Annotated in this window: 15 protein-coding genes; 11 read left to right on the top strand and 4 right to left on the bottom strand. The window is 69.1% G+C overall.

Going from position 1 to position 14,443, the window contains the following annotated elements; genetic code table 11:
- Nucleotide 1: 1 nt before the first annotated feature.
- Nucleotides 2-1,441 (bottom strand): gamma-aminobutyraldehyde dehydrogenase, encoded by a 1,440-nt coding sequence (locus I6N91_RS03720; RefSeq protein ID WP_198810791.1) that lies wholly within the window; start codon nt 1,439-1,441, stop codon nt 2-4.
- A gap of 176 nt (nt 1,442-1,617) precedes the next feature.
- On the opposite strand from I6N91_RS03720, the gene I6N91_RS03725 reads away from it, so the two are divergent.
- The 11 genes from I6N91_RS03725 to I6N91_RS03775 all read left to right on the top strand — a co-directional run bounded on the left by I6N91_RS03725 (nt 1,618) and on the right by I6N91_RS03775 (nt 11,205).
- The gene (locus I6N91_RS03725) at nt 1,618-3,123 is read left to right on the top strand and encodes a PucR family transcriptional regulator (protein WP_198810793.1); all 1,506 of its coding nucleotides are present in this window, start codon (nt 1,618-1,620) and stop codon (nt 3,121-3,123) included.
- A 144-nt stretch (nt 3,124-3,267) separates the two neighbouring features.
- Nucleotides 3,268-3,864, top strand: coding sequence for a hypothetical protein (locus I6N91_RS03730; RefSeq protein ID WP_198810794.1), 597 nt, complete (start codon nt 3,268-3,270; stop codon nt 3,862-3,864).
- A 127-nt stretch (nt 3,865-3,991) separates the two neighbouring features.
- Nucleotides 3,992-5,140, top strand: coding sequence for a PP2C family protein-serine/threonine phosphatase (locus I6N91_RS03735; RefSeq protein WP_198810796.1), 1,149 nt, complete (start codon nt 3,992-3,994; stop codon nt 5,138-5,140).
- Nucleotides 5,137-7,089, top strand: a complete 1,953-nt coding sequence (locus tag I6N91_RS03740) for a glycosyltransferase family 2 protein (RefSeq protein WP_198810798.1) — start codon at nt 5,137-5,139, stop codon at nt 7,087-7,089. The genes I6N91_RS03735 and I6N91_RS03740 overlap by 4 nt, the downstream gene beginning before the upstream one ends.
- Nucleotides 7,073-7,405 (top strand): STAS domain-containing protein, encoded by a 333-nt coding sequence (locus I6N91_RS03745; RefSeq protein WP_120167913.1) that lies wholly within the window; start codon nt 7,073-7,075, stop codon nt 7,403-7,405. The genes I6N91_RS03740 and I6N91_RS03745 overlap by 17 nt, the downstream gene beginning before the upstream one ends.
- Nucleotides 7,398-7,826 carry an ATP-binding protein gene (locus I6N91_RS03750; protein WP_198810800.1) on the top strand — a complete coding sequence of 143 codons (429 nt, stop codon included), beginning with the start codon at nt 7,398-7,400 and terminating at the stop codon, nt 7,824-7,826. Before I6N91_RS03745 ends, I6N91_RS03750 begins: the two co-directional genes overlap by 8 nt.
- A gap of 21 nt (nt 7,827-7,847) precedes the next feature.
- Nucleotides 7,848-8,468: a trimeric intracellular cation channel family protein gene (locus I6N91_RS03755; protein ID WP_198810802.1), complete on the top strand. Its 621-nt coding sequence runs from the start codon at nt 7,848-7,850 to the stop codon at nt 8,466-8,468.
- A gap of 74 nt (nt 8,469-8,542) precedes the next feature.
- Nucleotides 8,543-8,968, top strand: coding sequence for a hypothetical protein (locus I6N91_RS03760; RefSeq protein ID WP_198810804.1), 426 nt, complete (start codon nt 8,543-8,545; stop codon nt 8,966-8,968).
- 1 nt (nt 8,969) lies between these two features.
- Nucleotides 8,970-9,440, top strand: coding sequence for an HIT family protein (locus tag I6N91_RS03765; RefSeq protein WP_198810806.1), 471 nt, complete (start codon nt 8,970-8,972; stop codon nt 9,438-9,440).
- Between the two features lie 200 nt (nt 9,441-9,640).
- Nucleotides 9,641-9,976, top strand: a complete 336-nt coding sequence (locus I6N91_RS03770) for a hypothetical protein (protein ID WP_198810808.1) — start codon at nt 9,641-9,643, stop codon at nt 9,974-9,976.
- 122 nt (nt 9,977-10,098) lie between these two features.
- Nucleotides 10,099-11,205: a S1C family serine protease gene (locus I6N91_RS03775; protein WP_198810810.1), complete on the top strand. Its 1,107-nt coding sequence runs from the start codon at nt 10,099-10,101 to the stop codon at nt 11,203-11,205.
- Nucleotides 11,206-11,219: 14 nt separating this feature from the next.
- Here I6N91_RS03775 and I6N91_RS03780 read toward each other — a convergent pair whose 3' ends face one another.
- From I6N91_RS03780 to I6N91_RS03790, 3 genes are read right to left on the bottom strand one after another with little or no spacing between them, the layout of a single operon-like run.
- A complete protein-coding gene (locus tag I6N91_RS03780) occupies nt 11,220-12,314 on the bottom strand; it encodes a polyprenyl synthetase family protein (protein ID WP_307843225.1) in 1,095 nt (364 codons plus the stop codon).
- A 9-nt stretch (nt 12,315-12,323) separates the two neighbouring features.
- Nucleotides 12,324-13,640, bottom strand: a complete 1,317-nt coding sequence (locus tag I6N91_RS03785; protein ID WP_198810812.1) for a geranylgeranyl reductase family protein — start codon at nt 13,638-13,640, stop codon at nt 12,324-12,326.
- Nucleotides 13,640-14,407, bottom strand: coding sequence for a demethylmenaquinone methyltransferase (locus I6N91_RS03790; RefSeq protein ID WP_198810814.1), 768 nt, complete (start codon nt 14,405-14,407; stop codon nt 13,640-13,642). The genes I6N91_RS03785 and I6N91_RS03790 overlap by 1 nt, the downstream gene beginning before the upstream one ends.
- Nucleotides 14,408-14,443 lie beyond the last annotated feature (36 nt).

A 14,443-nucleotide genomic window follows, 5' to 3' on the forward strand; every position in this document is an offset into this window, starting at 1 on the left:
CCTAGGCATCCAGCACGGTCATGACGTGCTTGATGCGGGTGTAGTCTTCGACGCCGTACATCGAGAGGTCCTTGCCGTAGCCGGAGCTCTTAAAGCCGCCGTGGGGCATCTCGGCGGTCAGCATGATGTGGGTGTTGATCCACACAGCTCCGAAGTCGAGGTCGCGGGAGGTCCGCATCGCGGTTCCGTGGTCGGTGGTCCACACGCTGGAGGCCAGGGCGTACTCGACGTCGTTGGCCATCTCGATGGCTTCGGCCTCGGTGAGGAACTTCTGCACCGTGATGATGGGACCGAAGGTTTCCTTCTGGACGATGTCGTCCTCCTGCTTCGCGCCGGTGATGATGGTCGGCTCGAAGAAGTACCCCTTGTCGCCGGCGCGCTTGCCACCGGTGGCGACGGAGCAGTGTGCCGGCAGGGCGTCCATGACGGCGTTGACGGCGTTGAAGTGATTGATGTTGTTCAGCGGTCCGAAGTAGTTCTCGCTGTCGTCCTGGCTGCCGGTCTTGAGCGTCTTGGTGTGCTCGACCATGGCGGCGACGAGTTCGTCGTGGGCCGCTTCCTGGACCAGGACGCGCGTGATCGCGGTGCAGTCCTGCCCGGCGTTGAAGAAGGCGAATTCGGCGATGGCCGCGGCGGACTTCTTCAGGTCGGCGTCGGCGAAGACGATGGCCGGGGCCTTGCCGCCCAGTTCGAGGTGTGCCCGCTTGAGGCCCTTGGCCGCACCGGTGGCCACTGCGATGCCCGCCCGGACGGAACCGGTGATCGAGACGAGGCCCGGGGTCTTGTGCTCGACCATGGCGGCGCCGGTTTCCCCGTTGCCGAGGACGACGTTCAGCACGCCGGCCGGCAGGATGTCCTGCGTCAGCCGGGCGAGGACGAGGGTGGACTCGGGGGTGGTGTCGCTGGGCTTGAGGACGACGGTGTTGCCGGCGGCCAGTGCCGGCCCGATCTTCCAGACGGCCATCAGCAGGGGGTAGTTCCAGGGCGCGACCTGGGCGACGACGCCGATGGGCTCGCGGCGGACGTAGGAGGTGTGGCCCTCCAGGTATTCGCCGGCTGACTTGCCCTCGAGCAGGCGGGCCGCTCCGGCGAAGAAGCGCAGCTGGTCGGCTCCGGCGGAGACCTCCTCGGCGGCGATCATTTCGCGCACCTGGCCGGTGTTGCGGTGCTGGGCCTCGACGAGTTCCTCACTGTTCGCCTCGAGGGCGTCGGCGAGGCGCAGGAGCATCAGCTGCCGCTGGCTCGGCGGAACGTGCTTCCACGAGGTGAAGGCCTGCTTGGCGGCGTCCATGGCGGCGTCGATGTCGGAGGCGACGGAGACCGGCGCCTTCGCAACGAGTTCACCGTTGGTCGGGTTGACGATGTCGAGCAGCTCGATGCCGGCGGCGTCGACGAATTCGCCGTTGATGTAGTTCTGCAGGGTCTGGACCACAGCGTTCATCCCTTTCATTGCGGGGTTGGGCCGCCGCCGGTGCGGCCGAAATTGCCGGCGTTGCGGATCGGGCGCCAAATTAAAGCTGACCCTATCCGTCGGTACTCACGGTTCACTAGGTACTCTTGCACAGGATACCCAGTATTCCTTCATGCAGGCGCACAACTCAATCCTAGGACAGTTTCATGGCCATCTCCCTTGCAGATCTGCTCGCCGTCTCCAGCCTCCGCCTGGTTCCCGCCGGCGGTGCCCCCGCGTCGGACACGCCGATCGGCTGGATTGCGGTGACCGAACTCGAGGATCCGCTGCCGTTCCTCAGCGGCGGCGAGGTGGTCCTGACGACGGGGGTGCGGCAGACGACTCCCGCCGCGCAGCGCCGCTTCGTGCGCCGGGTCTCCGAGGCCGGCGGCCTCGCCGTCGGCTTCGGGGTGGGCCTGTCCCATCAGCGCATCCCGCCGGCCCTGCTCGAGGAGGCGCATCGGGTGGAACTGCCGGTCTTCGAGGTCCCCTACGAGACGCCCTTCATCGCCATCGGCAAGATCGTTGCCGATTCCCTCTCCGCGGAGCACTACTCGCGGCTCGAGGACCTTCTCCGGGGCCACCAGGTGCTCGCTGCGGCACTCCTGGGGGGCGGCGGGCTGTCCCGACTGCTCGAGGAACTGGCGGGCATGCTCGGCACGGACGTGGCCCTCTTCCAGTACGGCACGCGCATCGCGGGCGGGCGGGCACCGGCCGGAACAGTGCCCGCCGGAACAGTGCCCGCCGGATCAGTGCTGGGAGGATCAGTGCCGGGAGGATCAGTGCCGGGAGGATCAGTGCCGGGAGGATCAGACCGGAGCTGGCACCGGGTTCCGGTGGCGACCGGACTGAAGGACCGGTGCACGCTGGTCATCGCCGAGCCGTACGCCCCGGCTGCGATCGTCGACTATGCCCAGAGCCTGATCAGCGTGGAACTGAGCAACCAGGCCCGCCGCCGGGCGGGCGAACGGGTCACCGCCGGACAGCTCCTGCAGGACATCGTGCGCGGCGCGCTCGCCGGGCCCGACGCCGTCGCCCGCCTGGGCAGCACCGGCCTGGACTGCACCGGCCGGCACGTGGTGGTGGCAGTGGAGGTGGCGTCGGGGCAGCGGAAGGCCCTGCGGACCCTGCCGCTGCCCGAGGACTGCGCCGGTGTCCTCACGGCCCTGCTGGATGACCGGCTGCTCGTCCTGGCCCCCGAACCGGACGGCGCCGGGCTGGGCACCCGGCTGGGCGCCTACCTCCACGCGGCGGGGTTCACGGCGCGGGTGGGCATCGGCGGTGCCTACGCCCAGCCCAACGGGCTGCGGTGGAGCTACTTCGAGGCCCGCGAGTCCCTGACCAGGGGCGGGCCGGTGAACCCGCCGAACCGGCTCAGCCTCACGTCGCTGCTGCTCTCCAGCGAGGACGTTCCCCTTGCCGATCTCGCCGCCGAGGCCCTGTCCCCGCTGGTCGACTTCGACGCAAAGCACGGCGGCGGGCTGATCACCACCCTCGAAAGGTACCTGGCGCTCAATGGGTCGGTGGCCGCCGTCGCCGACGCCCTTCAGCTGCATCGCAATACCGTGCGCTACCGCCTTCAGCAGATCGCTGACCTGACCGGTTACGACCCGGCGGTCACCGCCGATCGGGTGCACCTCTACCTCGCCCTGAATGTGCGGGCGCTGCGGTAGCCAAGCGCAGGAAAAGCGCAGGTTCGTAAGGATTGGCCGAGTAAGTCCACAGCTTTACCGCAATCCTCGGACGGACCGGGGAAGCGGCGAATACCGTCGATGGAAGAGCCGGCGCTGGGCCGGTTCACCCGAAGTGAGGTATTCGTGAACGTTGTACAGAAGATCGCCGCTGCCGGTCTCACCGGCATGCTCGCACTGACCCTCGGAGCGGGAGCTGCAAGTGCGGCTCCATCCGCCACGGCGAAGGCCAACCCCGTCGCCGCCGCCGCCAAGGCCAAGCCGGCCGGCACCTCCAACTCCACCGTCGCCAAGGCCAACCCGGTTGCTGCAACAGCCAAGGCCAAGGCTCCGGTTGCCGCTGCCAAGACCCTCGTCGCCGGCAAGGCACCGGTGGCAGCCAAGGCGAACCCCGTCGCCGCCGCCGCCAAGGCCAAGGCGCCCGGAACGTCGAACTCCGAGGCGGCCCATCTGCACTCCAAGGGCTTCCAGAAGAACATCGACAAGCCGAAGCCTCCGGTAGTGGTCGTGCCGCCGGCACCCGAGCCCGAGCCCGCACCCGCGCCGGAGCCCGCACCCGAACCCGCACCCGAGCCCGCACCCGCCCCGGAGCCCGCACCCGAACCCGCACCCGAGCCCGCACCCGCCCCGGAGCCCGCACCGGCACCCGCACCCGCCCCGGAGCCCGCACCCGCACCCGCCCCGGAGCCCGCACCCGAACCCGCACCTGAGCCCGCCGCCTAACCAGCTGCGGCGGTTGTGATGAATGAGGGGCACCGGCGCCGACCGCCGTCGTGCCCCTCATTCGTGCGGCGACACGACGAACTGCGCGGTGCATGGCCAGCTCCGGCCGTAGCGTTTAATGAGGGACATGACTGACGCTCCGGATCGACGCCGTGCCCTGGTTGTAGAAGACGACGCCGATATCCGGAGCCTCCTGGTGCAGATCCTCACCATGCAGGGCTTCGACGTGACCGAGGCGGGAACCGCCAGGGAGGGACTCCAGGCCGCGCGTCTTGGGGTCGACCTGATCACCCTGGACCTCAACCTGCCCGACGGCGACGGCATCGAAATCTGCAGGGAGGTTCGTACCTTCTCCGATGCCTACATCCTCATGATCACCGCCCGCACCGACGAGATCGAACGGCTCACGGGCCTCGAAACCGGAGCCGACGACTACATCTCCAAGCCGTTCAGCCCGCGCGAACTCGTGGCGCGCCTCAACTCGATCTTCCGCCGCCAGAACCGGCAGAGCGCCGTCGAGGAGGCCAATGCGACCGAGCGGCGCCGCGCGGCCGAAGTGCAGCAGAGCCTGCTCCCCCGTGACGCGCTCTCCCTCGACGACTACGACCTGGCCGGCCAGTTCCGACCCTCCCGCAGCGTCGGCGGGGACTTCTACGACTGGTACCGGACCGCCGACGGGCTCCACCTCACCGTCGCCGACGCCATGGGCAAAGGCATGGGAGCGGCGCTGATCGCCGCCACCGTCCGCGCGGTCATGCGGTCGGTCTCCAACCAGTCGAACATCGATGCGGCGTTCAACGCCGCCGCCCGGGCCACCGAGCCCGACCTCGACAAGGCCGGATCCTTCGTGACCCTCTTCCACGCCCGGTTCAACACCTCCACCGGCGTTGTCGACTATGTCGACGCCGGCCACGGCCTCGCACTTCACATCACGGCCGGTGGCGACTGCACCCGCCTCTCCCCCGGCGGGCCGCCCGTCGGCGCGTGGGCCGGGCAGACCTGGACACCGGGCCGGCTGGTCCTGGCCCCCGGGGACACCCTCGCGGTCATCAGCGACGGCCTGCTGGACGCCTACCCCACCATCGATGAGTTCACCGCAGCGATGGCCCGGGTGGTCCATTCGAGCGAGAGCGCCGCACAGGCCTGCGAGACGCTGCTCGGGCTCGCCGACGTGCCCGAGGTCGACGACGACGTCACCGTCGTCATCCTCCGCCGGAAGGCAGCCGGCGCCACCGGTGACGCCGGGAACCTGCGCGCGGCGGAGCGCACCGGATGAGGATTTTCCCCACCCGCCTCCTGGTGGTCCTGACCCTCCTGCTGGGCATCAACTATCTCGCATGGCGCTGGCTGGAATCCCTCAACTGGGACGCCTGGTGGATCGCGGTTCCCCTGGTGGCCGCGGAGACCTACAGCCTGATCGACGTCGGGCTGTTCGGGCTGACCGTGTGGAAGAAGAAGGAGCGCACGGCCCCGCCCGCCCCCGCCGATGCAACTGTCGACGTCTTCATCACCACCTACAACGAGCCTCCGGAGATGGTGCTGGAGACCGCACTCGCGGCGAAGACCATCCGGCACCCGCACAGCACCTGGATCCTCGACGACGGAGGACGCGAGGAGGTGCGGGAGCTGGCACGGCAGCATGGCCTCGGCTACCTCACGCGGGGCCCGGACTGGGCGGACCGGCCCCGGCACGCCAAGGCGGGCAACCTCAACAACGCACTCATGGAGACCCAGGGCGAGTTCCTGCTGATCCTCGACGCCGACCAGATCCCCGATCCCGCGATCCTCGAGAAGACCCTCGGCTACTTCAACAACCGGCGGGTGGCCCTGGTCCAGACCCCGCAGTACTTCGCCAATGTGCCCGACGACGACCCGCTGGGCAGCCAGGCCCCGCTGTTCTATGGACCGATCCAGCAGGGTAAAGACGGCTGGAACGCGGCCTTCTTCTGCGGATCCAATGCCGTCCTGCGGCGCGAGGCCCTCATGCAGCTCGGCCTGGCCGGCTACGTCAAGGAGATCGAGCAGGGCGTCACCAGGGCACTGAAGGCCTCCCGGACCGCCCTGCGCCGGGCCCGCAGATCGCCCGAGGCGGCCGACCCCCTGGTCGCGGGGCTGCTCGACGACGTCGAGTCGGCAACGGAGCGGGCGCGGGCGGAACTGCGCGCGGGGGTGTCCCTCAGCGAGGTCACCTACCGGGTCCGCCGGACCGTCGACGGCGCCGTGCAGTCCCTGGTCGGCGCCGACTTCTTATCGCTGGAGGCCGACCTGGCCGACATTGCGGCCCTCGAACAGGGTACGGAACCCGCCCTTCCTAGCGGGGGCGAACTGGACGGCGCGATCGAACGCATGTCCCACCGCGACCTGTCCCCGCTGGCGGCCCTGGCGTCGGTCCAGGCGGTCCTCGACGCCCTCTCGATCGAGCGCTCCGCGGAGGCCCAGCCGATCATGCCGATGGCGACCATCTCCGTCACCGAGGACATGGCCACCTCCATGGGGATGCACGCCATGGGCTGGCAGAGCGTCTACCACCACGAAATCCTCGCCACCGGACTGGCCCCCGAGGACCTTTCGACCATGCTGACGCAGCGGCTGCGCTGGGCGCAGGGCACCATCCAGGTCCTGCTGCGGGAGAATCCGCTGGTCCGCCGCGGCCTGGGACTGGCGCAGCGCCTGATGTACTTTGCGACGATGTGGTCCTACCTCAGCGGCTTCGCGGCCGTCGTCTACTTCGCCGCCCCGGTCATCTACCTCACCCTCGGCGTGCTTCCGGTGACCGGGATCAGTTCCGAGTTCTTCCTCCGCTTCGTGCCGTTCATGGTGGTCAACCAGCTGCTGTTCGCGGTCACCGGCCGGGGCATCCCCACCTGGCGCGGCCAGCAGTACAGCCTGGCCCTGTTCCCGACGTGGATCCGGGCCTGCACGACGGCGGCCCGCAACGTGTGGTTCGGGCGCCCGCTGGGCTTCGCCGTCACCCCCAAGACCCGCCAGGAATCCGGACCCCGCTGGGACCTGATCCGGCCGCAGCTGATCGTGATGGCACTGCTCGCCGCAGCACTTATGGTGGGGGTGGTCAGGCTTGCGGCCGGGCTCAACGAGCCGATCGGAACCCTCGTCAACGTGGCCTGGGTGGCCTTCGACCTGCTGGTCCTCAGTGTGCTGATCAAGGCAGTAAAGTACAAGGGGTTCACCCCCGAAAAGAGGAGCGTAGATGCGGTTCAGCACTGAACAGAAGGACTCCTACACCGAGGTGTCCGGCACCGGACGGCTCAATATGGTTGCGGCGCCGAAGCTGCGCGAGGTGGTCGGCGAAGTGGTCTCGGCGGGAAACAAGCGCATCGTCCTCAATATGCTGGCCACTGACTTCATCGACTCCTCGGGCCTGGGCGCCCTGATCGGCTGCCTGAAGATGGCCCGCCAGGCCGGCGGAGACCTCCGCATCGCCTGTGTGCAGCCCCAGGTGAAGATGGTCCTGGAGCTGACCAGCATGAACCGGGTCCTGACACCGCATGCCACGGCCGAAGGCGCCTTCTCCAATGACTGAGGTGCTCGCCCAGCGCGCCTACCAGGCGCCCGCGACCCCCGAGGCGATCGACGAACTCCACACCGAGCTCGACCGGATCTGGGAGGTCGCCTCCTTCGTTCCCGAACTCGACCAGATGGCCTTCACCACCGCGGTGATCGAGTCCGCCTCGAACGTGGTGCAGCACGGCGTCGCGGTGCCCGGCGGCGAGCTCCGGCTGGCCGTCACGCTGACCGTCATGGCCTCGGTGCTGCAGGCCCGCATCTCGGAGATCGGTGCCGTGCCCTCGCCGGAGATGCCGTCGGGCTCCCTGCCCGACGACGACGAGGAGAGCGGCCGGGGCCTGGCCCTGATCGAGGCGCTGATGACCACGATCACCGTGGAACTGCGGGGCGAAACGAAGACCTGGGTGCTTTCGCGGGAGATCGAAACCCCGGCCTGACCCACCCCTGAAAAGGACTTCATGACCGCCGCGTCCCAGATCGCCCTGATCCTTGACCTGCTGGGCGTCTTCTTCTTCGCCGTCTCAGGCTCCCTGCTGGCCGCACGCAAGGGCTTCGACCTCGTGGGCTCGCTGCTGCTTGCCTCCCTCGCGGGCCTCGGCGGCGGCGTCGCGCGCGACGTCATCATCGACACCCCGCCGGCGGCGTTCAGCAATCCGGCCTACCTCATTCCTCCCCTGCTGGCGACGGTGCTGGTCTACTTCACCGTGGCGGGGGTGGAACGGATCAAGCGGGTCGTGGTCATCTTCGACGCCGGCGGGCTGGCCCTGTTCTGCGTCACCGGGACCGTGAAGGCCCTGGATTTTGGCCTCAACCCCGTTGCCGCCGTCCTGCTGGGCGTGACGACCGGGGTGGGCGGGGGCCTGCTGCGGGACGTGGTGGCCAACGAGGTGCCGCAGCTGTTCGACCCGCGCGACATCTACGCGCTCCCCGCCATGCTTGGCGCCGCCGTCGTGGCCCTGCTCGTCGGGGCCGGGTGGTTCAACCTGTTCAGCGGCACCGCGGCCGCGTCCGTCGTCTTTGTGCTGCGCCTGCTGTCCTGGCGGTACGGGTGGCGGGCACCGCTCGCATCGCGGACCTAGGCGGCGGGCCGGTCACCGTGCCCCGCATTGGAGGATAGGATGGAGCCTTCCCCCAATCCCATCTGGAGTTTTTCGTGACCGAGCTGTTCCTGGACAAGTTCCGTGCCCTGGTTCCTGCCTACTTTGACGACCAGTGGGAAGAGGAGGACGGCCTCTCGCCCGCCGAGATCGACGAGCTGATGGAGGGGAAGAATTTCCCGCTGCCCCAGGCCCTGCGCGAGTTCTACCTCGCCGTCGGGGCGACCGAGGACATCATGGAGGCGTTCCACTTCTTCTGGGACCCGGACGAGCTTGAGATCGAAGACGGCTTCCTGCTGTTCCTTGAGGACGAGGACGAGCAGTACACCTGGGGCATGCGCGCCGACCAACTGTCGGTGCCCGACCCGATCATCTGGCGCCGCAACAATGCCCGCGGCGAGTGGCAGAGCGAAGAGGGAACGTTCAGCGAGTATGTCCTGGACCTGTTCGAGTGGGTGTTCGAAGACACCGACGAGGACTGAGATGTCCGAGTTCGTCAACCACGCCCCGGAGGGTTACCAGTGTCCCTTCTGCGACCTGGCCCGCGGCAATTTCGATAACCCGCGCAACCTCTGCCGGCCCGGGGACATCATTTACGCCGACGACCTCGCCCTCGCCTTCATCGCCTCGCACGGATTCGCGCCGAACCCGGGCCACGTGCTGGTGACACCGCGCGCCCACTTCGAACTGCTGTACGAACTTCCCGACGACGTGGCCTCGCGCATCATGCTCCTCACCCGGGACCTTGCCGTGGCGATCAAGAGGGCGTGGCAGCCCGACGGCGTCTCCACCCGCCAGCACAACGAACCCGCGGGCAGCCAGCATGTCTGGCACTACCACCAGCATGTCCTGCCGCGGTGGCACGATGACGGTTTCTATTTCACCCCCAAACGCCCCATCGTCGACCCCGAGGTGCGCGCCCGGAAAGCACGGGAACTCCGCGCCTTCCTGTGACCGGGGCCCATCTGTGGCAGGGTGTTCCGTCGCCATAGGTCCGCGGCCCACCGTCCGGCACCGGACCCCTGCAGTCCGGTACCGGACCCTTGCGATCCGGCACCCTCCGGTGCTATTAAAAGAGGTGTCCCGGAGCTGCCGGGACGGCAAAAACATATGCGGCCATTGTGTAATTGAAAGCTGGTTTTGCAGGGGTTCCCATGTTGACGCATTCCGTCGAGTCCCGTGAAGAATTCGCGGTGTCCGGGTTCGTCGAATTGATGTGCCTTGAGGATGATTTCCTCGATGCCGAATTCCAGGAAATTGTCGAGAGGATCGACCCTCCTGACCGCGTCCGCGGTATAGCCGCCCCGGCCCGCCGCCGCGGGAAAGGCACCGATACCGCCCAGGGCGGCCACCGGCCCCGCCGGCCGCGGGAGCACGGCAGCCGGACGCCGCCGGCGGCCCGGGAGCGTTCGCCCCCGACCCTGCAGCACCGGAAGCGGTGCCCGACCTCCCAGCGCCTCAGGGCCCCTCGCGCGCCCGCCCATCCTTGACAGCCGGCCGGCCGTGCCGCCCATGATTAAGCAGTCCTAGTAATCGGCGGTGCCGGCTCGGCCGGACCGGCACCCGGCGCGCAGGGCGCCGCCGCCCTCCCGGCCGGTCGGGAGTAACCCGAATGCGACGACCTCGGAACGTCCACCGCAGCGGGCTGGGCCCCCTGGCGCCGCTCGTGCTCGTCCTGGCGGTGCTGACCGGCTGCACCGCGTTCGAAGGCAATGGGGACCCCGACCCCGGCCCGACAGCCACCCGGACGGAGCAGTCCGCCGAGGCGGGGAGCGGGGAAGGGCAGGGTCCCGGGTCCGCGGAACGGGAGGACGCCGCCCTGTCCATCCCGGAGATCGTTGAGGCCGTTCAGCCCTCGGTGGTGACCATCTTCACCGAGGGCGGGCTCGGCAGCGGGGTGATCTACTCCGAGGACGGCCTGATCATCACCAATGAACACGTGGTGCGCAACAACACCGAGGTGGAGGTGGCCTTCGCCGACGGCCAGCGGGTGGCCGGCACCGTGACCGCCGCCGACCGGGTCTCCGACCTCGCCCTGGTCCAGGCCGACCGGGAGGACCTGCCTGCGGCGCAGTTCCAGGAACGGCTGCCGGAGATCGGGGAACTGGCGGTGGTGATCGGCTCTCCCCTCGGCTTCGAGAACACCGTGACGTCCGGGATCATCTCGGGTCTGCACCGGCAGATCCCCGGCTCGGCCTCAAGGAGCCAGTCGCTTGTGGATCTGATCCAGACAGACGCCGCGATCAGTCCCGGCAACTCGGGTGGCGCCGTGGTCAACGGCCAGGGCGAGATCATCGGGATCAGCGAGGCGTACATCCCGCCCCAGACCGGGGCCGTCTCACTGGGGTTCGCCATCCCCGCCCCAACGGCAACCGCCATTGCCGAGGAACTGCTCGAGGACGGCACCGCCGACCACGCCTATCTGGGCCTGACCCCCGGCACCATCACGCCGCAGATCGCCCAGCAGCTGCGCGTCGAGGACACCACGGGCGCCGTGGTGATCTCGGTGGCGGAGGGCGGGCCGGCCGGCGAGGCGGGGCTCCGCCCGGGGGACATCATCACGTCCCTCGACGGGGAGGAAGTGGCTTCCCCCGAAGACCTGCTGGCGGTGCTGCGCCGCCTCGATCCCGGCGATACCGTCGACGTCGAGTTCAACCGCGGAAGCGATGGGGAGCGGGCCCGGATCGAGCTGACGGAGCGGCCGACCGAGGGCCTGTGACCTCCGGCGGGGGGTTACACGTCCCGGCTGACGACAGCCTGTGCGAAGCTCGTGAGGGCCTGCTTCACCACGCTCTCGGGCAGGGGCTCCAGGGCGGCCACTGCGTCGTCGGCCCAGCGCTGGGCGAAGGCCCACGCCTCCTGGGTCTGCGGGTGCGCACGCACCGCGGCCACCGCCTCCCCGAGCGCCTCATCGGAGCTGAGGTCGCCGTCGACGAGGGCCAGCACGTCCGCGGCGGAGGCGTCACCGGCGGCGGCGGCGCGCCGCAGCAGGATGACCGGCAGCGTCGGCACCCCCTCGCGCAGGTCGGTGCCAGGCGACTTCCCGGAGGTCACCTTCAGCCCGGTGACGTCGATGACGTCGTCGGCAAGCTGGAAGGCCACCCCGACCTTCTCGCCGTACTCCACCATGACGTCGATGACTTCCTGGGAGGTGTTGGCGAACAGCGCGCCCAGCTGGCCCGAGGCTGCCACGAGGGAGCCGGTCTTGTCGGCGATGACCGAGAGGTAATGCTCGAGCGGGTCCTGATTCTCGCGCGGCCCGACGGTCTCGTGGAGCTGCCCGAGGCACAGCCGCTCGAAGGTGCGGGCCTGGATCCCGAGCGCCTCTCCTCCAAGTTCGGACACCAGGATCGAGGCCCGGGCGAAGATCAGGTCCCCGGTGAGGATGGCCACGGTGTTGCCCCACACCTCGTGGGCCGTCGGGGCGCCCCGGCGGTAGGGCGCCGAGTCCATCACATCGTCGTGGTACAGGGTGGCCAGGTGGGTCAGCTCGACGACGACGGCGGCCTGGACCACCTCGGGCCGGCCGGGGTCGCCAAGGTGGGAGGCCAGGAGCGTCAGGAGCGGACGGATGCGCTTCCCACCGGCCTCCACGAGGTGGCGGGAGGTGGCGTCGGCGAGCCTGTCGGCGCTGGCAATGGCCCCGCGGAGCTGCTTTTCCACCTCGGTGAGGCAGGAGGAGACGGCGGGGCCGAGGTCGGGATCGTCGGCGATGAGCGCGAAGCCGGGCGGCAGCTTGAAGGAGGAAAAGCCGTCGTCCGGGTTCTCAGCGGTGTCGAGCGTGCCGTTTTCCACGCTGGTCATGCCGGAGTCGAAGGAGGAAGTCACTGTATAAGCCTAACCAAGTGGGGTGGCGGATGACGCACGGGTACCGCAGGGGGCCAGCGGCTGATTGGCGGTGGGCGGCACCAGCGCTTCGAGCAGGTGGATCACCCTGTCTTCGAAGCCGCGCCCGCCGGCGTCGGTGAGGTTGGCGAGCATCCTCACCACGAAGCGCATGAGCACCGGAACGGGCATGCCGGTGCGCAGGGCCAGCCGCAGAATTGCCGGTTTACCGATCAGCTGGGCGAACACCCGGCCGAGCGTGAAGTGGCTGCCCCATTGGGTCCGGATGTGCGGGGCGTAGCCGGTGAGGACCTGGTCCCTTCCGGCGAGCGAGGTGACGTCCTGGGCCGAGGCGATGAACTCCGCGGCGAAGCGCGCCGATTCCATGGCGTAGGAGATGCCCTCGCCGTTGAAGGGGGAAACCATTCCGCCGGCGTCACCGAGCAGCAGCAGGCCCGGACTGTAGTGCGGGATCCGGTTGAAGCCCATGGGCAGGGCGGCGCCGCGGATCTCCCCGACCTGGTTCTCGGGGGTGAACCCCCACTCGGCGGGCATGCCCGCGGTCCAGTCCCGGAGGACCTGCTTGTAGTCGAGCTTTCCAAACTCCGACGAGGACTTGAGGATGCCCAGCCCGACGTTGGAGGTGCCGTCGCCCACTCCGAAGACCCACCCGTAGCCGGGCAGCGGGCGCCCGGTGGCGTCGGGCAGTTCAAGCCAGCCCTCCATCCAGTCATCATTGTGCCGGGGGCTGGTGAAGTAGGTGCGCACGGCGACGCCGAGGGGCCGGTCGTCGCGTTTGGCCATCCCGAGGCTGACGGCGGTGCGGGTGGAGTTCCCGTCGGCGGCCAGGACGACGTCGGCGGAGAAGGTGCGCGACTCACCCGTCTTCCGGCCCGCGTCGTCGAGCAGGTTCACGGTGACGCCGGTGACCCGGCCCGTCTCGTCCCGGACTGCCGAGGAGACCGAATGTCCCTCAAGGATGGTGGCGCCGGCCGCGCGGGCGTGGCCGGCGAGGGCCTCGTCGAAGCCGAGCCGGGTGCGCACCAGACCGTACCCGGGGAAGTCGCTCAGTTCGGGCCAGGGCACCTCGACGGTGCGTCCGCCGGCGAGCAGGCGCAGGCCTTTATTGCGCCGCCAGCCGTCCGCTTCGTCGTGCGGCAGGCCGAGAAGCTGGATTTCACGCACCGCGCGCGGGGTGAGTCCGTCGCCGCAGACCTTCTCCCGCGGGAAGTGCGTCTTCTCAAGGACGGTGACCTCGATGCCGGCCTGAGCGAGGTAGTAGGCGGCAGTGGAGCCTGCGGGACCCGCCCCGGCGATGAGGACTGACACTAGTTGACTGCCCGGGTGCTGCGGCGGCGGAGACGCGCGCGGGCGGCGGGCGCAGCTGTTGGCCGTGGCGTCCCGCCCGGTTTGACCGCACGGTGGATGGCGACGATCCCGCCGTTGAGGTTGCGGTAGGCGACCTCGCCCCAGCCGCTTCCGGTGATCCAGGCGGCCAGTTCATCCTGGTTCGGCCAGGCCCGGATGGACTCGGCCAGGTACACGTAGGCGTCGGGGTTGGAACTGACCTTCTCGGCGATCGCCGGCAGCGCGCGCATCAGGTATTCGGTGTAGAGGTTGCGCCACAGCGCCACGGTGGGCTGGGAGAACTCGGCGATGACGAGCCGGCCGCCGGGCTTGGTGACCCGGAGCATCTCCTCAAGGGCCTTGCGCGGCTCATTGACGTTGCGCAGCCCGAAGGAGATGGTGCTGGCATCGAAGGAGTTGTCGGCGAACGGCAGATTCGTGGCGTCCCCGGCGACGAAGTCGATGTCGGGGCGGCGGCGCTTGCCCACGGTGAGCATGCCGAGGGAAAAATCACAGGCGACGACGTCGATGCCGTTGTCCGCATAGGGCTCGCTGGAGGTGCCCGTCCCGGCGGCAAGGTCGAGGACCCGCTGTCCCGGCTCGGCACCCACCGCCTGCACCACGAGGCGCCGCCAGCGGTGTGTCTGCCCGAGGGAGAGCACATCGTTGACCACGTCGTACCGGGGCGCGACGCCGTCGAACATGGCTGCTACTTCATCAGGGCGCTTTTCCAGTGATGCACGGTTCACCCGCCTATTGTCTCAAACAAAACCGGCACACCCGAC

Origin of the sequence: Arthrobacter sp. MSA 4-2 (assembly GCF_016405885.1) — a bacterium.
Classification (GTDB): domain Bacteria; phylum Actinomycetota; class Actinomycetes; order Actinomycetales; family Micrococcaceae; genus Arthrobacter_D.